24 protein-coding genes are annotated in these 25,106 nt (G+C 59.0%); 2 read left to right on the top strand and 22 right to left on the bottom strand.

All coding sequences use genetic code 11. From position 1 onward, the window contains the following. Window positions 1-8 precede the first annotated feature (8 nt). From ACUN8C_RS06880 to ACUN8C_RS06830, 11 genes are all read right to left on the bottom strand, one after another. The gene (locus ACUN8C_RS06880) at window positions 9-1,505 is read right to left on the bottom strand and encodes a tripartite tricarboxylate transporter permease (protein ID WP_445621496.1); all 1,497 of its coding nucleotides are present in this window, start codon (window positions 1,503-1,505) and stop codon (window positions 9-11) included. 20 nt (window positions 1,506-1,525) lie between these two features. Beyond that, the gene (locus tag ACUN8C_RS06875; protein ID WP_445621495.1) at window positions 1,526-2,002 is read right to left on the bottom strand and encodes a tripartite tricarboxylate transporter TctB family protein; all 477 of its coding nucleotides are present in this window, start codon (window positions 2,000-2,002) and stop codon (window positions 1,526-1,528) included. An 11-nt stretch (window positions 2,003-2,013) separates the two neighbouring features. Beyond that, window positions 2,014-2,985, bottom strand: a complete 972-nt coding sequence (locus tag ACUN8C_RS06870; protein ID WP_445621494.1) for a tripartite tricarboxylate transporter substrate binding protein — start codon at window positions 2,983-2,985, stop codon at window positions 2,014-2,016. Window positions 2,986-3,169: 184 nt separating this feature from the next. Then, a complete protein-coding gene (locus tag ACUN8C_RS06865) occupies window positions 3,170-4,747 on the bottom strand; it encodes an aldehyde dehydrogenase (NADP(+)) (RefSeq protein WP_108843778.1) in 1,578 nt (525 codons plus the stop codon). A 37-nt stretch (window positions 4,748-4,784) separates the two neighbouring features. Continuing rightward, the gene (locus ACUN8C_RS06860) at window positions 4,785-6,113 is read right to left on the bottom strand and encodes an enolase C-terminal domain-like protein (protein WP_445621493.1); all 1,329 of its coding nucleotides are present in this window, start codon (window positions 6,111-6,113) and stop codon (window positions 4,785-4,787) included. Between the two features lie 12 nt (window positions 6,114-6,125). Continuing rightward, on the bottom strand, window positions 6,126-7,616 hold the full coding sequence (locus ACUN8C_RS06855; RefSeq protein ID WP_445621492.1) for a tripartite tricarboxylate transporter permease: 1,491 nt from the start codon (window positions 7,614-7,616) through the stop codon (window positions 6,126-6,128). Between the two features lies 1 nt (window position 7,617). Next, on the bottom strand, window positions 7,618-8,133 hold the full coding sequence (locus ACUN8C_RS06850; RefSeq protein WP_445621491.1) for a tripartite tricarboxylate transporter TctB family protein: 516 nt from the start codon (window positions 8,131-8,133) through the stop codon (window positions 7,618-7,620). A 17-nt stretch (window positions 8,134-8,150) separates the two neighbouring features. Next, window positions 8,151-9,095: a tripartite tricarboxylate transporter substrate binding protein gene (locus ACUN8C_RS06845; RefSeq protein ID WP_445621490.1), complete on the bottom strand. Its 945-nt coding sequence runs from the start codon at window positions 9,093-9,095 to the stop codon at window positions 8,151-8,153. A gap of 63 nt (window positions 9,096-9,158) precedes the next feature. After that, complete coding sequence (gene kdgD, locus ACUN8C_RS06840) at window positions 9,159-10,070, bottom strand: 5-dehydro-4-deoxyglucarate dehydratase (RefSeq protein ID WP_445621489.1); 912 nt, start codon at window positions 10,068-10,070, stop codon at window positions 9,159-9,161. Window positions 10,071-10,236: 166 nt separating this feature from the next. Continuing rightward, a complete protein-coding gene (locus ACUN8C_RS06835; RefSeq protein ID WP_445621488.1) occupies window positions 10,237-11,361 on the bottom strand; it encodes an L-talarate/galactarate dehydratase in 1,125 nt (374 codons plus the stop codon). A gap of 149 nt (window positions 11,362-11,510) precedes the next feature. Then, entirely contained in the window at window positions 11,511-12,617 is a 1,107-nt protein-coding gene (locus tag ACUN8C_RS06830) for a LacI family DNA-binding transcriptional regulator (protein ID WP_445621487.1), read from the bottom strand. Here ACUN8C_RS06830 and ACUN8C_RS06825 point away from each other — a divergent pair. Beyond that, on the top strand, window positions 12,616-12,789 hold the full coding sequence (locus tag ACUN8C_RS06825; RefSeq protein WP_445621486.1) for a hypothetical protein: 174 nt from the start codon (window positions 12,616-12,618) through the stop codon (window positions 12,787-12,789). The genes ACUN8C_RS06830 and ACUN8C_RS06825 overlap by 2 nt on opposite strands. Before the next feature lie 89 nt (window positions 12,790-12,878). Then, window positions 12,879-13,832, top strand: a complete 954-nt coding sequence (locus ACUN8C_RS06820; RefSeq protein WP_445621485.1) for a tripartite tricarboxylate transporter substrate binding protein — start codon at window positions 12,879-12,881, stop codon at window positions 13,830-13,832. Window positions 13,833-13,874: 42 nt separating this feature from the next. Here ACUN8C_RS06820 and yiaK read toward each other — a convergent pair whose 3' ends face one another. The 11 genes from yiaK to ACUN8C_RS06765 form a co-directional block, all read right to left on the bottom strand. Continuing rightward, window positions 13,875-14,897, bottom strand: coding sequence for a 3-dehydro-L-gulonate 2-dehydrogenase (gene yiaK / locus ACUN8C_RS06815; RefSeq protein ID WP_445621484.1), 1,023 nt, complete (start codon window positions 14,895-14,897; stop codon window positions 13,875-13,877). Then, on the bottom strand, window positions 14,878-16,410 hold the full coding sequence (locus tag ACUN8C_RS06810; protein WP_445621483.1) for a tripartite tricarboxylate transporter permease: 1,533 nt from the start codon (window positions 16,408-16,410) through the stop codon (window positions 14,878-14,880). The genes yiaK and ACUN8C_RS06810 overlap by 20 nt, the downstream gene beginning before the upstream one ends. Window positions 16,411-16,444: 34 nt before the next feature. Further along, a complete protein-coding gene (locus tag ACUN8C_RS06805; RefSeq protein ID WP_445621482.1) occupies window positions 16,445-16,942 on the bottom strand; it encodes a tripartite tricarboxylate transporter TctB family protein in 498 nt (165 codons plus the stop codon). Window positions 16,943-17,033: 91 nt separating this feature from the next. After that, the gene (locus ACUN8C_RS06800; protein WP_445621481.1) at window positions 17,034-17,978 is read right to left on the bottom strand and encodes a Bug family tripartite tricarboxylate transporter substrate binding protein; all 945 of its coding nucleotides are present in this window, start codon (window positions 17,976-17,978) and stop codon (window positions 17,034-17,036) included. A gap of 31 nt (window positions 17,979-18,009) precedes the next feature. Next, window positions 18,010-19,353 (bottom strand): enolase C-terminal domain-like protein, encoded by a 1,344-nt coding sequence (locus tag ACUN8C_RS06795; RefSeq protein ID WP_445621480.1) that lies wholly within the window; start codon window positions 19,351-19,353, stop codon window positions 18,010-18,012. A gap of 381 nt (window positions 19,354-19,734) precedes the next feature. Beyond that, a complete protein-coding gene (locus ACUN8C_RS06790; protein ID WP_445621479.1) occupies window positions 19,735-20,532 on the bottom strand; it encodes an NAD-dependent epimerase/dehydratase family protein in 798 nt (265 codons plus the stop codon). A gap of 35 nt (window positions 20,533-20,567) precedes the next feature. Beyond that, entirely contained in the window at window positions 20,568-21,848 is a 1,281-nt protein-coding gene (locus ACUN8C_RS06785) for a TRAP transporter large permease (protein WP_445621478.1), read from the bottom strand. A 5-nt stretch (window positions 21,849-21,853) separates the two neighbouring features. Further along, window positions 21,854-22,387, bottom strand: coding sequence for a TRAP transporter small permease (locus ACUN8C_RS06780; protein WP_445621477.1), 534 nt, complete (start codon window positions 22,385-22,387; stop codon window positions 21,854-21,856). Between the two features lie 64 nt (window positions 22,388-22,451). Continuing rightward, entirely contained in the window at window positions 22,452-23,450 is a 999-nt protein-coding gene (locus ACUN8C_RS06775; protein WP_445621476.1) for a TRAP transporter substrate-binding protein, read from the bottom strand. A gap of 359 nt (window positions 23,451-23,809) precedes the next feature. After that, on the bottom strand, window positions 23,810-23,968 hold the full coding sequence (locus tag ACUN8C_RS06770; protein ID WP_108843789.1) for a YqaE/Pmp3 family membrane protein: 159 nt from the start codon (window positions 23,966-23,968) through the stop codon (window positions 23,810-23,812). 235 nt (window positions 23,969-24,203) lie between these two features. Then, on the bottom strand, window positions 24,204-24,965 hold the full coding sequence (locus tag ACUN8C_RS06765; RefSeq protein WP_445621475.1) for an SDR family NAD(P)-dependent oxidoreductase: 762 nt from the start codon (window positions 24,963-24,965) through the stop codon (window positions 24,204-24,206). Window positions 24,966-25,106 lie beyond the last annotated feature (141 nt).

Raw genomic sequence — 25,106 nt, 5'->3', positions numbered from 1 at the left:
TTGTCCTGTCAGTTTGAAACGGCGGCGGCTTTCTTGTCTCGCCAGGAAGCGCGCAGGGAGAAGACGACAAACACCAGCGCCAGTACCAGAAAGGCCACACTGATGGGACGTGTAAAGAAGGGTTCCCAGCTGCCATCAAAGGTCTGCAGCCCACGCCGTAGATTGGTTTCAGCCACACCACCCAGAATCAGACCGATCACGGCAGGCGCTACGCCAAATTCAAAGCGGGCCAGGAAAAAGCCGAGCACGCCAAGGCCCATCATCAGATACACATCGAAGTAGTCGCTGTTGATACTGAACACACCGATGGCGCAGAAGATAAAAATCAGCGGCAGCAGGTAGTGCTGCGGCACGCGCAGGATACGCACGAACAGGCGGATGCCCCACCACTGCACGAAAAGCATCATGATGTTGGCCAGCAAAAAGGCAACGAAGATGCCATATACCAGTGTGGCCTGAGTATCAAAAAGCATCGGCCCGGGCTGAATGCCCTGAATCATCAGACCGCCAATCAAAACGGCGGTTGCGCCTTCGCCGGGGATGCCCAGCGTCAGCATCGGGATCAGCGCGCCCCCTACCATGGCGTTATTGGAAGACTCCGAGGCAATCACCCCTTCCGGTGCGCCCTTGCCAAATTCCTTTGAATTTTTGGAAAAACGCTTGGCCTGATCGTAGGCCATGATCGAGGCGATACTGCCGCCGGCCCCCGGTACGGCGCCCACACCGGCACCGACAAAGGAACTCATCAGCAAAAGCTTCCAGTTGCGCAGCACTTCACGCATCCGCGGAAAGGCACCCTCGAGCGCGTTTTCGACCTTCATGGACGGGCGCTTCTCGTGCATCTTCTCCATATCCAGCAGCAGCTGGGAGACCGCGAAAATGCCCACAATCACGGCCAGCAGGCTGATACCGGTCAAAAGCGACATCTGACCAAAGGTCAGACGCAGGGCGCCGGTGACCTGGTCGGCACCGACGGTGGACATCAGCATGCCGATCAGCCCCACGATCAGCCCCTTGATGAGCGAGCCTCCGGAGATCGACACAATGATCATCAGTCCCAGAATGCTCAAAGAGAAGTATTCGGCCGCGCCGAACTTCAGCGCAACGGACGCAATCAGGGGCGAAACCAGAATCAGAATCACGGCACTGATAATGCCGCCCAGAAAGGATGCCGCCACCGACAGTCCCAGTGCCTTGCCCGCCCGTCCATTCACCGCCATGGGCCAGGCATCAAAGGTGGTGGCGATCGAGCCCGGCGTCCCCGGCATGTTCAAAAGAATCGCAGGCACCGAACCGCCGGCGATGGCCCCGCAAAAGGCGCCCAGCAGTAACCCGATGCCGGCGATGGTATCCAGTCCATAGGTGAGCGGCAGCAGTAGTGCCACGGCCATGGCGGCTGAAAGTCCCGGCAGCGCGCCGAGGATAATGCCCAGAAAGGTGCCGGCCAGTATGGCCAGCAGCGTCAGCGGCCCAAAGAGCTGAAGCGTATCTATTAGTGTTTGCATAAGGACTCCTGATGTTCAGCTCAAAACCTGACCTTGAGCAACTCGACAAACACGCCGTAGATGATGCCGGTACCGATCACGGCAAACGCAATGACGCGCGCCCAGAATGCGCCCTTGGCCAAAAGCCCCTTGCGGTCGGCAGAAATCATGCAGATCAGCACCGGCATCAGGACAAGATAAAAGAACGTGGGAATCAGAAATCCTGTCACGCTGATCGCCCAGACATATACGGTACTGAGCACGATAAACAGGAGCAGATTCAAAAAACCCTGCCGCGATATTGCTGGCAGGTTATCGCCCTTTTTGCCCTTCAAAAGACAGGCAATGACATTCAATGCTGCCAGTACGGCAATCGCCAGGGTAATGGCACTGGGAAAGGCAGACGGCGAGATGGAACCGTGCGCACTTCCCGGAATGCCCATGGCTGATACGCAGAGAAAGGCGGCCCCGACGGCCAGCAATAAACTGAAAATGCCTTCCTGAAGATGACCTTTCATGGCCCTGCTCCTTATCTGTTTTCGCTGGCAACCTCTTGCGCCACCGGAATCAGCTCGCTCGCCAGTTTGTCGACATAGCCATTAAATTCAGGACCGGAGCGGAAATCGACGTGAATGCCCAGCTGCTCGATACGCTTGATGAAGGTCGGGTCCTTCGAGGCTTTCTCCAGTGCGCTGACCCAGCGATCACGGGTCTCGTCATCCATGCCCTTCGGGGCCGCCACGCCGCGCCAGTTGGAGATATCGATATCGTGTCCCAACTCCTTCATGGTGGGCACATCCGGCAGGGACTCGCTGCGCTCGCCACTGGTGACCACCAGCGGGGTCATCTGGCCGGATTCCAGCGCACCGCGAAGATCCATCGGATCCATCACGACCCCGTCGATGTGTCCGCCCATGACAGCTGCCGTGGCATCAGGGGCCCCCTGATAGGAGATGGTGTCAAAGTCCGCCCCCAGCTCCTTGCCGACCAGTACGCTCATGATGTGCGTGGAAGAGCCAATGCCGGCAAAGCCGATTTTCAAACGGCGATGATGGTCGCCACCGGGCAGGATGTCATCGACGCTGTCGATGCCCAGCTTGCTGTTAACGGCCAGCACATAAGGCACGGAATAGAAGCTTGCCAGGTAGTCAAAGTCCTGGTATTTAAAATTGACATTCCCCATGCCCTGCTGGGTAAACACCTTGTTATCGATGGCCACGACCGTATAGCCGTCGGGTCGCGACTGGATGGTTTTCATGAACCCGATCGCCCCACCACCTCCCGTCAGATACTGAGGAATGATGTTGACCCCCAGATCCTTTTCGAGACCTTCCTGCAGCGACCTGATCAGATAATCGGAACCACCACCGGGCGATGCCGGAGAGATGAAGGTAATGTCATCATCAGGAAAGTCGGCAGCCATGACCGTTGAAGAGACTGTCGCCATGCTCACGGCCATGGCGACAGCAACACATCCTTTCTTCAAAGCAAATTTCTTCATGACCGACCTCATCAGTATTCATAATTTCAAAAAGTAATACATCATACATATATGGATAATACCTTTTTTAACCAACGCGAATCTGCTCCTTTAGTTTATGCCTGGACCATCGTATAAAACCAAAAGGGGCCTGCCCTGTGGCAGACCCCTTCGATTTAACACCGGCTGATATCAGCTCGATCGATCAGCTTTCGCGCTTGCCATCTACCAGACGGTTGAGCTGGCAGGGATTGGCATCACGCAGGGCTTCGGGACGCAGGGCATCCGGCAGGTTCTGATAGCAGACCGGGCGCAAAAAGCGCTTGATGGCCGCGGTACCCACCGAGGTGGTACGACCATCGGAAGTCGCCGGGAAGGGGCCGCCATGCACCATCGCATCGCTGACTTCAACGCCGGTCGGCCAGCCATTGACCAGGATACGGCCGGCCTTGCGCTCAAGAATCCTCACCAGCGGACGCGCACTTTCAAGGTCGGCATCGTCCATCTGCAGTGTGGCCGTCAGCTGCCCTTCCAGATGCTCGGTGACGGCCAGCAGCTCATCACTGTCCACGCACTCGACGATCAGTGACGTTGCCCCGAACACTTCATCCTGCAGTTCGGTATCGGCCAAAAATGTCTGCGCCGAAGCCGTGTAGAGACCGGCCTGACACGTGTAGGCACCCTCGCCTGTCGGCCCACGGCCCAGCTCGGTCACCCCATTGTGCTGTGACAGTCGCTGAACGCCTTCCTGATAGGCATCGCTGATGCCGGGCGTCAGCATGGTCTGGGCATTGGCATCCGCCAGCGCTTCGGTGGCGGCCTGCTTGAAGGTCTCAAGCGCCTCGCCCTTGATGGCGATCACCAGACCTGGATTGGTGCAAAACTGTCCGGCGCCCATGTTCAGCGAGCCGACGAACGCCTTGCCCATTTCGCGACCACGCGCCTTGAGCGCCTCCGGCAGCGGGAATACCGGGTTGATGCTGCTCATTTCCGCGTAGAAGGGAATCGGCTCAGCGCGCGACTGAGCGACTTTCCACAGCGCCATGCCGCCATTGCGCGACCCGGTAAAACCGGCAGCCTTGATGCGCTTGTCACCGACCAGCGCGGTGCCGACGTCACGGCCCGAGCCGTACAGCAGGGAAAAGACGCCTTCCGGCAGGTTGCAGCGCGCAACGGCCTTTTGAATGGCACGACCGACCAGCTCGGAAGTACCCGGGTGTGCCCCGTGCGCCTTGACGATGACCGGACAGCCGGCCGCCAGAGCAGATGCGGTATCACCACCGGCGACCGAGAAGGCCAGCGGGAAGTTGCTGGCACCGAACACAACGACCGGGCCCAGACCAATGTGACGCTGGCGCAGGTCAGTACGTGGCATCGGCTGACGATCCGGCATGGCCTGATCGACGCGGACATCCAGCCACTCACCGTCGCGTACCACGCGAGCAAACAGTCTCAGCTGACCGCAGGTACGACCGCGCTCCCCCTGAATACGCCCTTCAGGCAATCCGGTTTCAGCGACGGCACGTTCGACCAGCGCATCGCCAATGGCTTCAATCTCTTCGGCAACGGTTTCCAGAAATACGGCGCGCGCTTCCTGCGACGTTTCGCGGTACTGATCAAAGGCCTGCCAGGCCAGCGCGCAGGCCTGTTCGACCTCGTTGCTGCTCCCGCCGTTATAGACCGGTTCCAGCGTCTCGCCAGTAGCGGGATTGATGGCCTGAACCGGATCGCGTGTGCCCTTGATGGCGTGCTGTCCGATAAGAAGTTCGCCTGTCAGTTGCATCTTTCTCTCCTGATGGTTGCGTTGCGTATTGCCGGGTTCAGCGCACCAGCGCGGGGCGCTTGGGATCGAATGCCCAGCCGTCGATCAGATACTGCATGGCCGTGGCATCGTTGCGGGCGCGAACGTCGAGCGAGCGATAAAGCGCGTGCGCCTCGTCCAGCTTGCCCTGATCCAGCGTTACGCCAAGTCCGGGCGTGGTCGGCACGTTCAGCTTGCCGTCACGGATCTCGAACGGCGCTTCGGTCAGACGCTGACCGTCCTGCCAGATCCAGTGAGTGTCGATGGCCGTAATCTCGCCCGGGCAGGCCGCGGCCACATGCGTCATCATCGCCAGTGAAATGTCGAAGTGGTTGTTGGAGTGCGAGCCCCAGGTCATGCCCCACTCGTCACACAGCTCGCCCACCATGACCGCGCCCTGCATGGTCCAGAAATGGCAGTCCGCCAGCGGAATGTCGACCGAGTTCATTTGCGCGGCGTACTGCAGCTGTTTGAAATCGGTGGCAATCATGTTGGTGGCCGTGCGCAGGCCGGTGCGGCGCTTGAACTCGGCCATGGTTTCGCGACCCGACCAGCTGCCTTCCTGGCCACAGGGGTCTTCGGCGTAGCTCAGAATGTCGCGAATCGGCTCCAGTACCCGAATGGCCTCTTCCAGCGACCAGGCCCCGTTGGGGTCCAGCGTCAGCCGCGCCTCGGGGAAGATCTCGTGCATGGCGCGAATACAGTCAGCTTCCTGTTCCCCCGGCAGCACGCCCCCTTTCAGCTTGAAGTCGCGAAAACCGTAGCGTTCGTGCGCAGCACGGGCCAGCTCGGCGACGGCCTCGGGCGTCAGTGCTTCCTGACAGCGTAGTCGCTCCCAGTCATCGCGCGGGTTCTCGGCGATCGGATAGGGAAGATCGGTCTTTTTGGGATCGCCCAGCAAAAACAGATAGCCCAGCGCTTCGACTTCATCCCGCTGACGGCCCAGACGGCCCAGCAGATCGGCCACCGGCGTTTCAACGGCCTGACCGTAAAGGTCCAGCAGCGCTGACTCGATGGCCGTCAGCACATGGACTGCAACGCGCAGATCAAAGGTCTGACGGCCCCGCTCTTCCGGACCGCCCTGTGCCAGCAGTTTTTTGGCATTGTTCAGTGTCCCGCGCCAGGCATTGAGCCGGGTGCCTTCCACCAGCGAGCGGCACTTCTCAAGCCCTTTCAGAATGCCTTCACTGGAAGGGATTTCACCAACACCCCGGTTACCGGCGTTATCTTCAAGAATCAGCACACAGCGCACAAACCAGGGGGCATGGCCGCCACTCAGGTTAAGCAGGAAGCTGTCATGACCTGCGACCGGCACAATGGTCATGCGTGTAATGGTTGGCAGTGACATACAAGGCTTCTCCTATGAATGGGGCGTCGTTTGGCGACGGTTCTGCCATAAGGTGAAAAACAAAAAGGCCGCAGAGACGAGCAAAAACACCAGACTGATCGGGCGCGTGACCAGCACGCTCCAGTCACCACTGGACAGCAGCAGCGCCCGACGAATGTTGGACTCGGCGATCGGCCCCAGAATCAGGCCCAGAATGACCGGTGCAGTACCGAAGTCATAACGGTTGAGGAAGTAGCCCAGCACCCCGAAACCCAGCATCAGATAGACATTGAAAATGTCGGCATCGACGGCATACACCCCGATCACGCAAAACATCAGGATCAGTGCCATCAGCAGCTTGCGCGGCACCTGCAGCACCTTGACAAAGATCTGAATGCCGAACCACTGGATCAGCAGCATGAAGATGTTGGCGACAAAGAAGGCAATGAAGATGCCATAGATGATCGAGCCGTTATCGGTGAAAAGCGTCGGCCCGGGGCTAATGCCCTGAATCATCAGACCGCCCATCAGTACGGCCGTGGCGGCCTCACCGGGGATACCCAGCGTCAGCATCGGAATCAGCGCCCCGCCCACCAGCGCATTGTTGGAAGATTCGGAAGCAATGATCCCTTCAGGATGTCCGGTGCCGAATTTTTCCGGCGTTTTGGACATCTTTTTGGCCTGATCATAGGAAAGAAACGAGCCGATGCTGCCGCCAGCGCCCGGGATGGCACCAACGATCGTGCCGATCACCGAGCTTGAGACCAGCACCTTCCAGTAGCTGAGGGTTTCCAGCCAGCGCGGTGAGGCGTGATCCATCTCCTTCTTGCTGTGCTCGGCGCGTTCGGGACCGAAGTAATCGACCACGTCCTTGAGCACTTGGGAGACAGCAAACAGACCGATCAGCGCCGGCAGCAGATTGACGCCGGTCAGCAGTGACAGGTTATGAAAGGTATAGCGCTGGACACCGGCCACCGGATCGGTCCCGATCGTGGCAATCAGCAGCCCGATCAGACCGGCCACCAGGCCCTTGATCAGGGACTTGCTGGACACGGACGCAATAATGACCAGCCCGAAGACGCTCAGCGCAAAATATTCGGCAGGACCGAAACGCAGCGCAAAATCGGCAATGGGCGGGGCCAGAAGGCTCAGTACCACGGCACTGAAAATACCGCCGATGAACGAGGACACGATACAGATGCCCAGCGCCCGGCCTGCCTCACCCCGGCGCGCCATGGGGAAGGCATCCAGCGTCGTGGCCACCGATGAGGGGGTACCGGGAATGTTCAAAAGCGTTGCCGACACCGAACCACCGGCGATGGCCCCGCACAGGGTACCCAGCAGCATGCCCATGCCCATGACCGGCGGCATGCCAAATGTCAGTGGCAATAGCAGCGCAATGGCCATGGCGGCCGTAAGCCCCGGCAGCGCGCCCATGATCAGCCCCAGCAGCGTACCGCCACCGATGACCAGCAGCACATGCCACTGAAAGACCAGTCCGAGTGCCTCTACATAATCTCCCATGTCATACCCCCATCACGCCGATGGTGGGCAGCACAATTTCGAACCCCACCGAGAAGATTAAGAAGATGGCGACCGATACCACTGCAGAAAACAGCGCCAGCATGAGCACACGTCCAATGGCGATGTTCTCGCCGGGCTGACGTGACAACACGCTGACCATGGCCACGCATATAAAGAGAAACAGCGCCGTGGAGATCACATAGCCCAGCGGCTCAAGCAGAGAGGCATAAAGCACCAGCAAAAGCGCTACGCCACACCAGCCCACTATCGGCACCCACCGAGGGGTGGTGGCATCATCACTGGACTCACGTGCCAGCAATGTCCCTGCCATCAGACCCCGCACCATCGAAATCAACAGCAAAATGGCAATGGCTGACGAAATGGCCCGAGGGAAAAATGCGGGGGAGAGACTCCCCCCCGCGGCATTGGCCGGCAAATGCCAGGCCTGCTGCAAAAACCAGCCCGCCAATGCCAGAAGCACCAGATGAAACAGTGCATCACTGCGTGTCTTGACCATCTTAAATGCCTCCCGCTTTACTGGCGGATCGCTTTGGCTTCTTCAATCAAGGGCTTGGAGGTTCTTTCGACGAATTGGTCCAGCTCATCGCCATACAGGGGGCTGATGTCCGAGCCCATGCTTTTTGCGGCTTTCTGGAACTGCGGATCTTCAACGGCCTGCTTGACGGCCTCGACCCACTTTGCCTCGATAGCCGGATCAAGCCCTTTCGGAGCGGCAATACCTCGCCACTGGGAAAGCTCGAAGTCATGGCCGGACTCTTCCATGGTCGGCGTGTCCGGCAGTGCGCTACTGCGCTCTTCGCCAGTGGTCACAATGGAAGTCAGACGATCACCATTGATGGCCGAAATCACTTCCGAAGGATTGAGGACCACGCCATCGATATGGCCACCCATCGCCGCGGAGACCGCTGCAGAGCCGCTATCAAACGGAATGACTTCGATATTGAGTCCCAGCGCTTCGCCCAGCATCAGCGAGACGATGTGTGTGGAAGACCCCACCCCGGAAGCACCAATGCGCAGCGGCTCGCCGCTGGACTTGAGGTCACTGCTCATACTGTCCAGATCCTGCCAGGCATCGTTTTTGCGTACGGCCAGCACATAGGGCTCGACCAGTACGCGAGCGATGTAGTCAAAATCGTCCTTTTTGAAGGCCACATTGCCCAGGCCTTCCAGCGTAAAGGTCGCATTGGTCGGAATGGTGACGGTATAGCCATCCGGTTTGGAGGCCACGGCCCGTGAAAAGCCTACCGCACCGCCGCCACCGGACAGGTTGCGCACCACGATCGTGGCGCCCAGGGCCTTTTCAAGCGACGGCTGCAGCGCGCGGACCACGTTGTCGGCGCCACCACCGGCCGACCAGGGCACAATGAATTCGATATTTTTGGAAGGATAGTCAGCCGCCATGCTCATGCTGCTGGCCAGCATCGTGGCGGCACCCAGTACACCCAGTAATCTTTTCATGTCATCGATCTCCCTGGCGGCCCGCACAGGCCACAACCTGTACGAGCCCATGATTATGAATGATCAGCGAACGCGCTCGATCAGCACCTTGAGCTTCTCGACTTCTTCTGCGTTGGGCATTGTCAGCGGTGCACGCACGTTGCCCGCCGGGTAGCCCACCTGAGCGGCACCGGCCTTCACGAGGCTGACCGCATAGCCACGACACGTATCGCGCATGGCAATGAAGGGGATAAAAAAGTCACTGGTCAGGCGCGCCACGGTTTCATGGTCGCCGGCACGCAGGGACTTGTAGAAATGCACGGCCATCTCGGGCACGAAATTGAACACTGCCGAGGAGTAGGTGTTCACGCCGATGGACAGATAGGCTTCGGCAAATATTTCGGCCGTCGGTACGCCACCGATGTAGATCAGGCGGTCGCCCACGGTCTTGATGATGGTATTGAGTGACTGAATATCACCGCGACCATCCTTGAGCCCGATCAGGTTGGGGCACCGCTCGGCCAGCGCTTTCACGGCCTGTGCTTCCAGTGCGCCGTTGGCACGGTTGTAATAGATGACATTGAGACTGGTGGCGTTACAGATTTCAGCAGCGTATTCAACGATGCCTTCCTGTGAACACTCGGTCAGATAAGGCGGCATCAAAAGGATACCGTCGGCACCGGCGGCTTCGGCGGCGGCAGCGTGCGCCTTGGCCATGGTGATGCTCTGACCGGCGCTGGCGATGACAGGGACGCGACCGGCGGTTTCTTCCACGGCCACCCGGACGATTTCACCGAACTCTTCAAGGCCCAGGTTAAAGAACTCACCCGTGCCGCCGGCCACAAACAGCGTGGAAATCTCGTATTCGAGCAGCCATGCAATGCGCTTGCGATAGCTTTCGGCATCGAATTGACCGGCGCTGTCAAAGTCCGTGACCGGGAAGGAAAGCAGGCCATCGCCTGCGGCACGCGTAACGTCAGCTCGTGAAAACGTCATAATGGGTCCTCTGGATTGGCCTGCCCCGCCGCGCGGTGGAGCGTTGTCGTTACTTTGTCATACATCATACTTTTAAAGCCATTATACGAAGGGCATAGACTGCCCCTCGAATCGGGCCTCAAGCCCTGCAGATTTCGAGCGCTGCAAGTCTCAAACACTACGGGTCTCAGCCACTGAAAGTCTGATGGGCGATGGTCCACTTGCGCGCCTGCTCGGTCAGGGTAATGCCAAGGCCCGGGCGGTCCGGCACGATCATGCGACCATTGCGGGTTTCAAGAACTTCATTGAACAGCGGCGCCAGCCAGTCGAAATGCTCGACCCAGGGCTCGGTGGGATAGGCCGCCGCCAGGTGCAGGTGGATTTCCATGGCAAAGTGCGGCGCCAGCTGCAGTCCGGCCTGAGAGGCCAGCGTTGCCAGCTTCAAAAACTGGGTAATACCGCCGATGCGCGGCGCGTCGGGCTGAATGATATCGGCACTGCGGTGCTCGATGAGCCTGACGTGCTCGGCAACGCTTGAGAGCATCTCACCGGTAGCGATCGGGGTGTCCAGCGCTGCCGCCAGTGCGGCATGGCCTTCGGCGTCGTGAGCATCCAGCGGCTCTTCGATCCAGACCAGTTCGTATTTTTCCATGGCGCGGCCAAAGCGCAGGGCGCTGGCGCGATCCCACTGCTGGTTGGCGTCTACCATGAGCGGCACGTTGTCACCGATGTGAGCGCGCACTGCGGCCACCCGCTCCAGATCGATGCGCATGTCGGGCTGACCGACCTTGATCTTGATGCCTGCAATGCCGCTTTCCAGCGAGTGCGTGGCATTTTTGAGCACTTCCTCGATCGGCGTATGCAAAAAGCCGCCGGAGGTGTTGTAGCACTGCACCGAGTCACGATGCGCCCCGATCAGCTTGGCCAGCGGCAGGCCGGCTCGTTTGGCCTTGAGATCCCAGAGCCCGATGTCGATCGCGGCAATTGCCTGAGTGGAGACCCCGCCCCGCCCGACCGATGCCCCGGCCCAGACAAGCTTTTGCCACAGCTTGTCGATGTCGCTGGGGTCTTCGCCGATGATGGCCGGCGCAATTTCGCAGGCATGGGCATACTGCGCATAGCCACCGGCACGCTTGGAATAGCTGAAGCCAATGCCGGTATGGCCATCACGCGTGGTGATCTCGGCAAACAGAAAAGAAACTTCGGTCATCGGCTTTTGCCGACCGGTCAGTACCTTGGCATCACTGATGGGCGTGGCCAGCGGTAACAGGACATGGGAGAAGGTAATCGAGGAAATGGCATCAAAGGACATGGTGACTCCAAGGCACATGGACCGACCCTGAACAAGGCTGCGGCCAGTTGATGTTAGCGCTATCATTGCGCTTTATATCACCTCGCCTGTCAACCGAAACCAAGGTCTAATGTCCCGGGTCATCGTTGACCCGTGGGCGAACCATCAGGTCAGGAAGGCGGTGCCGACCGTGATGCCAGCGTGGTCTGACGTGCCATGATTTCAAAGCCCACATCCAGTACTTCGCCTACCGGCTCAGGATTGGCCACGTTAAAACGCTTCAAAAGATGCTCGGCGGTCAGGCGGCCGATTTCAGCCCCGTCAATACGTACCGTGCTCAATGAAGGCCAGGTGGCCGCGGCAAAGCTCATGTCGCCAAAGCCCATCACCGCCAGCGTTTCAGGGACCACCATGGCGCGGCTCTGCGCCTCGGCAATGACGCCCATGGCCAGCGTGTCCGAACTACACACGATCGCTTCACAGTCGGGCATGTCTGCCAGCAGGGAAGCCGTCGCGGTTCGCCCGCCAACGAGGGTTGCCGGGGTATCGGCCCAGCAGGTCATGACCGCAATGCCCGAGTCAGGACGGGCTGCCTGCTCGGCTTCAATGCGCGCATTGAACCCTTCGGCGCGCTGATGCGAGCGCGGATCATCAGCCATGGCCTGCCCGAAGCGCTGATAGCCACAGGCCAGCAGATAGCCTGCTACCGCGGCCCCGACCTCACGATGAGAAAAGCCAATCAGCATGTCGAGCGGGTCATCACTCATGTCCCAGATCTCGACCACCGGAATACGTGCGGCCTTGAGACGCGCTCGCGTGGCCTCCGAGTGGCGCGTACCGGCCACCACCAGTGCATCCGGCCGCCGGCTCAGCACGGTTTCCACCACCGCGGCTTCCTCTGTTGTCTGATAGCCGGTCAGACCCAGCAGCACCTGATACCCCTCCAGGGCCAGCGTATCGGTAATCGACTGCACCACGTCGGCAAACAGCGAATGCGCCACGGTCGGCACCAGTACCGCCACCATTTTGCTGCGACTCGATGCCAGGGCGCCCGCCACGCGATTGGGAACATAGCCGGTCTCGATAACAGCCCGCTGTACCCGCTCACGGGTGCGCTCGCTGACAAGCTCCGGCTGATTGAGGGCACGCGAGACGGTCATGGCCGCCACACCGGCAGCCGCGGCCACATCGCTCAGGCGCACCGCGCCGGTGGCGCGCGGGTTATCCCGGCCCTGGTGGGCAGACCCGTCAGGGCCGGAATCAAAGGAACGTCCCATGTCATTCTCCAGCGAAACATCGGCAATACAGCAAGGCTCATGGTACAGGCAAGAGATCAGCCCGGATAATACCGCCGCATCAATTGCATTGTCTGACCTGCGCCGCATTTCCTGTCGTGGAGCTGTTCCTGCAACGATGGTCGAAATGATAGCGCTAACAAAACCTGCGTAAGATGTTCCGGCAATCCCACAACCGCCGTGGGTGAAGACGACACTGTCCGACAGTCGTCATGTCTTTACCCCGAGAGGGAACGATCACACATGAAAAAAACACTATCCGTACTGGTCATGGCCACTGCACTGCCCGCCGCCGCATGGGCCGCCGACTACCCGACCAAAAATCTCGACATGATCATACCGGCCTCCCCCGGCGGCGCCGCAGACACCCTGATGCGAGCGCTTCAGCCAGGGCTTGAGTCCTCGCTTGGTCGTACCATCGTGGTGCGCAACATGGGTGCCGGCGGCGGCGCACTGGCACTGACCCGCACGGTCACCGCCAAACCCGATGGCTATACCCTGACGCTGGCCAATAACCAGAATTTCACGCTGGAAGGCCTTGGGAACGTCGACTTCAAGTATCAGGATTTTGACTATCTGGCCCGCATTACCGAAGAACCCTATCTACTGGTCAGTAACAAAAATGACCAGTGGCAGGATGCCAGCGCGCTGGTCGCCGATCTGAAACAAAGTGGCAAGCCACTGCAGGTGGGCACCTCCGGGGTGGGTTCCTCTACCTATGTGGTCGCCTCCATGCTGGGCAGTCAGCTCGGCATCCCGGTTCAGGTAGTCCCCTTCGATGGTGGATCACCGGCCATTTCGGCCTTGATGGGCAGTCATGTGGATGCCGTTGTGGTCAACCCTTCCGAGGTGCTTTCCCAGATTCGCGGGGACCGCCTGCAGGCAGTGCTGTCGACCGGCAGCGAGCGTAGTGACCTGCTGCCGGACGTGAAGACCATGAAGGAGCAGGGTTATGATCTGGCCGTCAGCCAGTGGCGCGGCATCGCCACGCCTGCCGGCGTCAGTGACGATGTCGAAAAGGCCTGGGTTGCAGCCGTTAAAAAGGCCGTTGAAGCGCCGGAGTTCAAGCGTTTTGCCGAGAGCACCGGTGTCGAGGTCAAACCGCTGTTTGGTGAGGATCTGGATACCTACGTCACCGACATGGCAGAGGTCATGATCCCCGCCTCGCAAAAGGTCGCCGAAAACAACAATCAGTGAGGCTGTCCTGTGCGCCGCCCTGTCGGGCGGCGCTGATGCGTCTTAACGCGGCGGCTCCCCATGGGCCAGGCGCTGTACTTCCTGCCAGATTTCGGCATTGACCTCGATGTCGGCGTTATCGTGACGACGATGAAAGGTGGCGGCCCCGGGCCAGCGTACTGCCCGACCCGACTCATCCGGCATCGCCTGTGATAGATGCGCGGTCATGTCATCCACCATGGCCCGGCAGGCATCAATGCCCCCCAGCTGCTCGGGATCAAACACCATGAAGACCTGAGAGCTGCCGGTGCCACTGCCCCGCTCGACCGCATCAATCTCATGCGTTGGCCGCCCCTGTGACAAGAGGACTGCCATGGCATCCAGCAAAATGGACAGCCCCGAACCTTTCCAGTAGCCGGCAGGCAAAATGCGGCGGGTGGCCTGAATGGCGCCCGGATCACACGTCAGCTGCCCGTGCTCGTCAAACCCGCCCGCCACCGGCAGCGAGGCGCCCTGCGCCTGCAAGACCCCCAGCCGCCCGTAGGAGAACTGTGACATGGCCATATCCAGCACCAACGGTGCACGACCTCCGGGCACGGCCATGGCCAATGGATTGTTGCCGATACTCTGACTGCTCGCCCCCCAGGCCGGCATGCAGGACTCCGTATTGGTCCACATGATGGCCGCCATGCCCTGCTCCACGGCATGCCAGCCATAGGTGCCACCGCGCATCCAGTGGGTGGTATTGCGCACGGCCACCAGCCCCATGCCATGTTCTCGCGCCAAGGCAATGGCCCGCTCGGTGGCCCGCATGGCATGACGCACGCCCAGCCCGAAGTGGCCGTCATAGACTTCCAGCGCCCCCAGCCTTTGTACCTGCTCAAACGCTCCCTGCGGATCAACCCAGCCCCGCGCAAGATAATCCACAAATCTTGGAATACGATCAATGCCGTGGGAATTGACGCCATCACGGGTGCTTTCAGCATGGATTCGAGCACACGCTGTCGCGTCTTCCGACGCCAGTCCGGCACGCAGCAGGGCCTGCTCGATCACCTCCTGAAGATGATCAATGGTGACGCGAGTCATCTGGCCCCTCCTGCGAAGCTTGTACCGGCACGCGGTTGGCGCGGTAGTTTTGCCATAGCGTCAGCGCCAGCAGACCTGCCGCAATAACCAGAAAGGTCAGGCTGATGGGCCGGGTGAAAAATGGTGTCCAGTCACCCTCGAAAGCCTGTAGACCGCGACGCAGATTGGATTCGGCAATCGGGCCCAGAATCAGACCCAGAATGACCGGCGCAGTGCCAAAGCCATAGCGGTTGAGGAAATACCCCAGAATGCCGAACCCCAGCATCAGATAGAGATTGAACACATCGCCATCGACGCCGTAGACCCCGATAAAACAGAGCACCAGAATCGCCGAAAGCAACTGCTTGCGCGGTACCATCAGCACCCGGATGAACAGCTTGATGCCCAGACACATGATCAGCAGCATGAAGATATTGGCCACGAGATAGGCCAGAAAAATGCCATAGACAATGCCGCTTTGATCATCAAACAGCATCGGCCCCGGGGTCACTCCCTGAATCATCAGCCCTCCGAGCAGCACGGCCGTGGCGGCCTCCCCCGGGATCCCCAGCGCCAGTGTCGGAATCAGGGCGCCACCGAGCAGCGCATTGTTGGCACTTTCCACCGAGACGATGCCCGGTGCATGACCCGTACCGAATTTTTCAGGATGTCTGGAAAAACGCCGCGCCTGGTCGTAGGCCACCAGCGAGGCGATACTGCCACCGGCGCCGGGAACAGGTCCGACAATCGACCCGGATAGAATGCCGACCAGCAGTGCTCGCCAGTGTTTCAGGGTTTCCATAAACCGTGGCCGCGCGACATCGATGCGATGACCGCTGTCCTTCAGCCGCTGAAGCGGGTCGTACTCAAAGGCATCCTTGAGCACCTGGGAGACAGCAAACAGCCCGATCAGTGCCGGCAACAGGTTGACCCCGGTCAACAGCGACAGCTCACCAAAGGTAAAGCGGTCCACGCCGGTAATGGGATCGGTTCCGATAATCGAGACGAAAAACCCGAGCAGTCCGGCAATCAACCCCTTGAGCAGCGACTTGCCCGCCACCGAGGCGATGATGACCAGACCAAATACGCTCAGCGAAAAGTATTCGGCCGCGCCAAAGCGCAGGGCAAAATCGGCGATGGGGGGCGCCAGCAGGCTCAGAATCACCATGCTGGCAATGCCGCCCAGAAAGGAAGCCACAATCGACAGGCCAAGTGCCCGTCCGGCTTCCCCTTTCTGGGCCATGGGAAAACCGTCAAAGGTGGTCGCCACCGACGAGGGCGTGCCCGGAATATTGAGCAAAATGGCCGGAATCGAACCGCTGGCACCGGCGCCACACAGCGCACCCAGCATCATGCCGATACCCATGACCGGAGGCATGCCAAAGGTGACCGGCAGCAACAGCGCCACGGCCATGGCCGACGTCAGCCCCGGCAGCGCCCCCATGATGATGCCCAGAAGCGTTCCGCCGGCAATCGCCAGCAACGTGCCAAACTGCAGCACCATGCCCAGTCCATCGAGATAACCGGAAATCATGAAACTCTCCTAAATGACGTACCGCGAGATCGCATCAGGCCGGCAGTGGAATCTCGAACAGCTCGGTAAACACATAAAAGATGACCACGGACAGAACAATGGCAAAAACGGCCGCGCTGGCCAGGCTTCTGGCACGTCGGGCCGCCGTCAGCTCACGCCATGTCCCACCGGCCAGCAGTAACCCCATCACACAGGAGAAGGTGAAGATGGCCGTGCTGACGATATAACCCAGCCGCTCAAAAATGAGGATATATCCCAGCGCCAGTGCCACGATCAGCAGCCACTGCACCACGCCGCGAGAAGAGGTCGTGCGTTCAATGCGGGTATCAGCGGCCTGCCATTCGCGGAAATCCTTGATCAGACACGGCACGGCAAACACAAAGACCAGTGCCGAGATCAGTTTGGGGAAAAACGCCGGTGACAGGTCACCAATGATCTCGATGTTGGGCAGCGTCGTGGACACGGCAAAGGCGGCCGCCGAGGCGATCACCAGCAGCAGATCGAACAGTGGCTTGCCGATATCACGTTGCATGATTTGAAGCTCCCTCACTGAAGAAACAATCACCCGTTGAGGACTGGATCAAGCGGGCACGCCGCCGTCATGCAGCGGCGTGCCCGGCGCCCTATTTGGCCAGATCACCCGCGGCTTCACGCATGATATCCGCTGACTGGTCAATGAAACTGTCGAGCTCATCACCGTAGAGCGGGGCCAGCTGCGTCCCCAGATTTTCGGCCGTTTTTTCATAGGAGCCATCGGCCACGATCTGCTTGATGGCCTTGACCCACTGCTGCTCGACCTCCTGTGAAATCCCCTTGGGTGCCGCAATACCGCGCCACACCGTCAGAGTCAGATCATAGCCCTCTTCCTGAAAGGTCGGCACATCAGGCAGCGAGTCGCTGCGCTCGGCGTAGGTCATCGCCAGCGCTGTCAACCGACCGGACTCCAGGGCCGAGCGCAGCTCGGAGCCACCCAGTACTACCGCGTCCACATGGTTGCCCATGGCCGCGGAAATGGTCTCGGAACCGCCGGGATAGGGAATGATATTAAAATCCGCGCCGGTACGATTTTGCATGGCAACAGCTGCAATGTGCGCGGAAGAGCCTACGCCCGAAACACCAACCCTGAGGCGTTTGCCCTGCTTTGAGGCCTCAATCAGACTTTTCAGATCCTTGTATTTTTTATTGTCACCCACTGCAATCACGTAGGGCTCTTCAATGACCTTGGCAATGAAGTCAAAGTCATCATGGGTAAAGGCAACATTGCCCATGGCTTCAAGGGTGAGCATGGCGTTACTGGCCGCCAGCATGGTGTAGCCATCGGGCTTTGAAGCCGCCACTCGAGACGTGCCGACCGCCCCGCCACCTCCGGCGATATTGCGAATGACCAGATCCTGACCCAGCTGTTTTTCCAGCAGCGGCTGCAGGGCGCGAACGAAAGTATCGTTACCGCCGCCAGCCGAGAAAGACACCACCATGCTGATGCTCTTTGCAGGGTAATCTGCCGCCATGGCCGGTGCGCCCAATACCATCGTGGCCGCAATCGTCAGTGTACTCAGTAGCCTTTTCATGACCCTTTCCCTCGTTGTTTTTAAACGGTGATCAACGCACCAGCGCCGGGCGTTTGGGATCGAATGTCCAGCCATCGATCAGGTATTGCATGGCCATGGCGTCATTTCGAGCCCCGGCCGGCAGGCTGCGATAAAGCGCATTCGCCTTCTCGATGGCCTCCATGTCGATCTCGATGCCCAGACCCGGTGCATCGGTGACCGCGACATGACCGTCAATGATCTGGGGGGACTCACGAGTCAGGCGCGCGTCACCTTCCTGCCAGATCCAGTGAGTATCCAGCGCGGTCACCGAACCCACGGCCGCAGCGCCGACCTGAGCAAACATGGCCAGCGAAATATCGAAGTGGTTGTTGGAGTGGGAGCCCCAGGTCATACCGTGGTCGGCGCAGAGCTGCGACACACGTACGGCGCCGGAAAGCGTCCAGAAGTGCGGGTCAGCCAGCGGAATATCCACGCTGCGCAGCATCAGGGCATGGGCCATTTCGCGCCAGTTGGTGGCCACCATATTGGTTGCCACCGGCAGGCCGGTGGCGTGACGAAACTCGGCAAGAATCTCGCGGCCGGAAAAACCTTCTTCAGCACCACAGGGATCTTCGGCATAGGCGAGCACGCCGTGAAGATCCTTGCATAGCGTAATGGCCTCCTGCAGGGACCAGGCGCCGTTGGGGTCGATCGTTGTCCGTGCCTCCGGAAAGGCCTTCGACAGCGCCGTCACCGCCTCGATTTCACGCTCGCCGGGCAGCACGCCGCCCTTGAGCTTGAAGTCGCGAAAGCCGTAACGATCCTGTGCAGCCTGCGCCAGCTCCACGACACGCTCTGGTGTCATGGCGGCCCTGTCGCGCTGGCGATACCACTCATGCGACTGGCCGGGTGTCGACTGGCGATAATCCAGCGGGGTCTGCTCGCCGTCACCGATAAAGAACAGATAACCCAGCACTTCGACGCTGTCTCGTCGCTTGCCCTCGCCCAGCAGCTCGGCCACCGGCACACCCAGGTGCTGGCCCATCAAATCCAGCAGTGCGGCTTCAAGCGCCGCGACGGCATTGACGCGCAGTTCAAAGGTCCAGGCCCCCTTGCCAAAATCGTTGAAATCGGCCCGCTGGCCGCTGGCTGCCAGCGCCGACACCATCGAGCGCAATTTGCCCAGCGACTGGCCTTCTACCACCTGACGCGCCTGTTCAAGGGAGCGCTGAATGGTCTCGCCGCCGGGCGCCTCCCCGACGCCAGTACGACCGGCGCTGTCTTCAAGAATCAGGATATTGCGCGTAAAAAACGGGGAGTGTGCACCGCCCACGTTGAGCAGCATGCTGTCGCGTCCGGCAACGGGTATGACCCGCATCGCCACAATGGTGGGTGTCTCGGTATGTTGCGCCATGGCAGTCCCTTGATGGATGAATGATCTCGCCGGGTATCAAAACCTTGCTGGATACGCCGTTACAGGCACCTCATGAAGTCGTGTCGTATGACGCATGGCATTTTTGAAACCACAGTGCTGAGGCTTCAGGTGACTTCAATCAATTAAGGCGGGCTACAAAAATGTCATACATCATACTTTTGGAACTACGCGACCTTGGTACATTGGACTTTGGCCATATTCATCAGGCCAGTCTAAATGAACGCACCAACCCTTTGAGAACCAAATAAAAAAGCCTGCCCCGGGGGGCAGGCTAACGACGCCAAAACCATGGTCATGAAAGACCGACAATTTTCAAAAAGCGCATTGCTGGGTACGATTTGAATCATCGGAATGGCTGGTTCAATCGTCGGGATGGCCAGTGCTGGCAAACTTGCCGCCCTGATAAACCACGGCGGGGTCATCGGGGTCGAGCTCTCCTGCAGCAGCTTCGGTTTCCGCACGCCACGGTTCGGAACTGTCTTTCGGCACCCAGCCCAGAAACGAGGACTTGCGATTGTCCCACCAGCGCTCGCTGTTGTTCGAGACACCATAAATCACGGTGCATCCCAGCTTTGGCGCCACAAACGCCCGCTCCAGCAGGGCCACGAAATCTTCCACGCTCATCCACGTGGCCATCATTCGGGTATCGGCCGGCTTCGGAAAACAGGAGCCGATGCGCACGTTCAGGGTTTCAACGTTGAACTTGTGATAGTAAAGACTGGCGAGATCTTCACCAAAGCACTTGGAGACGCCATAGAGCGAATCGGGACGGCGTGGCGAGTCGGTATCGATATGCGTCGTGCGCGGATAATAGCCAATGGTGTGGTTGGAGCTGGCAAAGACGATTCGCGGCCGGCCGTGATGTCGGGCAGCCTCATAAAGATTATAGGTACCGACGATATTGGCCTGAAGAATATCCTGCCAGGGCTTTTCAACCGAAATGCCCCCCAGATGCACAACGCCATCACAGTCGTGCACCAGGCCACTGACGGCCGAGGCATCAGAAAGCTCGCAGCGCACGAACTCTTCGTGATCGTCGCCTGCCTCAAGCTCGACAATATCGGACAGGCGTACATGGCGGGCCAGACGCGACAGATATGGGCGAAGGGCCTGACCCAACCCGCCGGCGGCACCGGTCACCAGAAGACGATTAAGCATGAATCACTCCTTTCGAGCGTATATAAAAGACAACGCTATTCAATCAGTCCGGGCAGCCACATGGAGACGATGGGGACGTAGGTCACCAGCATCAGCACGACAAAGAGCGCCAGATAAAACGGCCAGATGGTACGCACAGCCTGTTCCATCTTGATCTTGCCGATCACGCTGCCCACGAACAGGCACGCCCCGACCGGTGGCGTACAAAGACCTATACCCAGATTGATCATCATGACGACGCCAAACTGAATGGGATCCATACCGAACTGGGTCGCGATCGGCAAAAAGATCGGCGTACAGATCAGGATCAGCGCCGCCATGTCCATGATCATGCCCAGCGCCAGCAGTGTGACGTTGAGCAATAAAAGGATCACAAGTGGATTATCAGAGATGCTCAGCAGCAGATCGGTCAAAAGCTCCGGCACGCTATACAGCGCCAGCAGATAGGAAAATGCCGAGGCACACCCCACCAGGATCATGACCAGCGAGGTTGTGCGTACCGACTGATAGACCGCCTTTTTGAAGTTGTCCCAGCGCAGTTCGCGATAGACCAGGGCCGTTACCACAATGGCATAGATGGCGCCGAACGCGCCTGACTCGGTGACGGTCAGAATGCCCGAGAGCACCCCGCCGACAATGATGATTGCCGTCATCAATCCCGGCAGTGCCGCCACCAGGCTGATCAACAGGGCGCGCCAGCCCGGGAAGGTCTCGGCCGGGTAGCCCCGTTTAACCGCTACCACATAGGCGGCCACGGCAAGGGCCACACACATCAGAATGCCCGGCACGACCCCGGCCATGAACAGCTGAGTCACCGAAATACCGCCGCCGGCAGCAACGGCATAAAGAATCATGTTGTGGCTGGGCGGAATGACCACACCGGCAATCGAGGAGGTCACCGTGACATTGACGGCGTAATCGGCGTCGTAGCCTTTCTCCTTCATCACCGGAATCAGAATTGAGCCCAGCGCCGAGGTGTCGGCTACGGCGGAGCCGGAAATGCCGCCAAAGAGCATCGAGGAGCTGACGTTGACCAGCCCCAGTCCGCCGCGCACGCGCCCTACTGCTGCTGACGCCAGTCGTACCAGCCGGTCGGAGATACCGCCGTGGAGCATCAGCTCGCCGGCGAAAATGAAAAACGGAATCGCCAGCAGCGAAAAGACCGAAATACCCGAAAGAATGCGCTGAAAGCCGACAAAAAGCGGCAGGCCTTCGTATAGAAAGGTCGTGACGGCAGCCAGACCCACGGCAAAAGCCACCGGCGCTCCAATCACCAGACCAATGGCGAATACGCCAAACAAGATCATCAGACCCATACCGTTTACACCCTTGTTTTATGGGTAAGGCGCTCGACGATGTTGGCGCCGGCAAACAGCACCATCAACACACCGCAAATGGCCAGAGGCGCAGCCCGCCAGCTTTCCGTCAACCCGATCATGGGAATGGCTCTGGTGGTGTTGTCCAGCACCAGATTGGTTCCCTGCCAGGCCATGAATCCGCCGAAGACAAGGACGAAAAGATCCGCAAGGTGGCACATGATCACTCGCGGAATCGCCGGCAGGGCCTCGCGCACCATGTCAATGCTCAGATGCGTGTTGTGACGCACGCCGGCAGCGGCCCCCAGACAGGTGATATATACCACGATGACCAGTGATGACTGCTCGACCCAGGTCGGCGTGTTATTGAGTACGTAACGGCCAAAGACCAGCCAGCCAAAAGAGACGATCAAAAACACCAGCAGTACACCCGAGACCATGATGCATAGATGGGCCAGCCCATCGAGTGCACGTCCCGTCACGCCCGTGCGCGGATGATCTTCGGGTATGTCCCTGATCTGATCGGTAGAACTATCCATGGTGCGTACACTCCCGAGCACGCTTCACTGTAAACAGTAAAGCGTACCTTTCGCGGTGGTTGTTTTACTGTGCGTTGCGAATATCGTTGAGCAACGGCTCAAGATCGGGATGTTTTTTGACGAAGGCGGCGTAGATCGGCTCCATTTTTGCCTGGAAGGCCGGCTTGTCTACTTCATTGATTTTCACGCCGGCCGCGAGGACGTCTTCACGACTCTTTTTGGAACCTTCCGCCCAGAGCTTTCGCTGGAGCGCGGCGGCATCCACTGCGGCCTGACGCACAATTTCCTGATCCTGATCGGACAGTTTGTCCCAGCTGCGCTTGGCAATACACAGGCACTCGGGGAGGATCAGGTGCTCGGTCTCGGAGTAATATTTCGCGATCTCGTCATGACCGCTGGATTCATAGGAGGGGAAATTGTTCTCGGCTCCATCAAGCACACCGGTCTTCAGGGACTGATAGACCTCGCCATACGCCATGGGCGTGGCATTGCCGCCGAGCGCATCAATCATTTCGACGTAGAGGTCATTGTTCATGACGCGAACCTTGAGCCCCTGCATGTCTTCGGGCTCATTGATGGGCCGCTTGGTGTTGTAGACGCTGCGGGCGCCCGAATCGAACCAGGACAGTGCCACCAGATTTTTCTTTTCCAGCGCATCGGCAAAACGCTGGCCGATCTCGCCGTCCATGACCTTGTGCATGGCATCAATGTCCTTGAACAAAAACGGCAGCGACAACACGTCGGTTTCCGGCACGATCGGCCCCATCGGCCCCATATTGAAATTGGCAAAATTCAGCGCGCCACTGCGGGTCTGCTCAATGGCGTCAGGCTGGTCGCCCAGCACACCGTTGTGAAAGACCTTTGCCTTGATACGCCCGTCCGTGTTCTCGGTCACTTCCTTGACGAAGCTGTCGAGCGCCACGCTGTTGGGATAGCCCTGTGGGTGAACGTTCCAGCCACGCCAGTTATCAGCATGTGCCGGCAGTGTCATGCCGGCCAGTACGCCAACCACAGCCGCGGCCTGAAGACAGTGAACAGGGTTCAGGGATAATCTGATCGACATGGCATGCTCTCCTTTCGGTGAGTAATCAAAACATTTCGCCGGACAGCGCTGTTCCCGTTACGCTGGGCAGAAAGTAGCCATGTCAAATGGGAGGTTGGCGACCTACCAGCGGTCGGACGCCTATCGGATGGAAAATACCGTGGCTATGGGGAACGGCATGGCTGGCGTCAATTTGTCATACATCATATCTATCCCACCACTATACGATGTGTCATTGAACCTTGTATGTAGAACATGGGTGTTGACTTTGCATGACAATCTGTTAGCGCTAACATTCGCGTTCAGCTTATTAAAAAAGGAAAGGCCCTTACAGGCCTTCCCTCTTTAAAATCAGCGTTTTGAAAATAGATCGATCGATTTCAACGACGCGCAATAATCCAGATGGCGTGAATGATGCCTGGAATATAGCCCAGCAGTGTCAACAGGATGTTGACCCAGAATTGTAAACCCAAGCCAACCTGAAGAAAAACGCCCACTGGCGGCAGCAAAATAGCAAAAATAATTCTGACGATATCCATGTCGTAACCTCACTTCATTTATGAAAAGTATTGTGACAGTGCCAACCAGGCTGATCACCCAGTGTTCCACCAGCCCTGTGCCCTGCTGCCGTTATCAGTACGAATATGAGGGTCGTAAAGGGCAAAGCCAAGTCCATGACAAATACTGATTTGAAACAGGCCTCTTCTGTCCTTTCCTGCACTCATGTCCTTGCGTAAAGGGCGCAAGTGTAGACGCTGAGTGACCATCGCGCGATCAGGTCAGACGCGGCTGGCCGTTGGAAGCCATAAGGCCGCCATCAACCGGCAGGTTCACGCCGTTGACAAAGCGCGCATCATGGCTTGCCAGAAAGACGATGACGTCACCGACTTCCTCGGCTTCGGCCGCTCGGCCCAGCGGCAGGCGGTCGGCAAATTTCTTCATCAGATCGTCATTACCGGTAATGCTGTCGGTCAGATCACTTTTGGTGATGCTGGGGCATACCGCATTAATGCGTACGCCCTCTTCTCCGTAGTCAAGCGCCATGGCGCGCGTCAGATTACTGACCGCTCCCTTGGAGGCGTTATACAGGCTCATGCCCCAATCACCGCCCAGCCCTGAAACGGAAGAGACATTGACGATGCACCCCTTCGTTTTCAAAAGCTCCGGAAGCGCTGCACGGCTGGCGTAAAACACGCCATCCACATTAATGCTCATGACCTGCTTCCAGTCATCGATGTCGGCCTCGTGCACTCTCCCACCCGGCGCGACACCGGCATTATTGACCAGAACATCAAGCCGGCCGAATCGATCGATGACATCGGCCACCAGTCGATTCATGGCATCGCCGTCAGAGACGTCTGCGTCAAGTACCAGCGTCTCGCCCTCAAGGCTGTCGGCTACCCGCGCCAGCTTCTCTCTTGTGCGACCGATCAGCACCACTTTCGCACCTTCGCTGGCAAAACGACGCGCTGTCGCCTCACCGATGCCCGAACCTGCGCCAGTGACCATGACCACCTTGCCGTCAAAGCGTTTCATCGTGCCTCCTGTTGAGGGTGCATGGGTGTTATATCTCCGGACGCCACGAAGCGGCGTCCGATCATGAAGCCTTTCCGATACCAATCCATACCAGGCTACCTGCCTTCCCCGGCTATTTACTCCATCCGCTCAAGATAACGG

This window comes from Kushneria sp. Sum13 (genome assembly GCF_052692355.1).
This window is presented reverse-complemented; position numbering and strand designations above follow the sequence as displayed.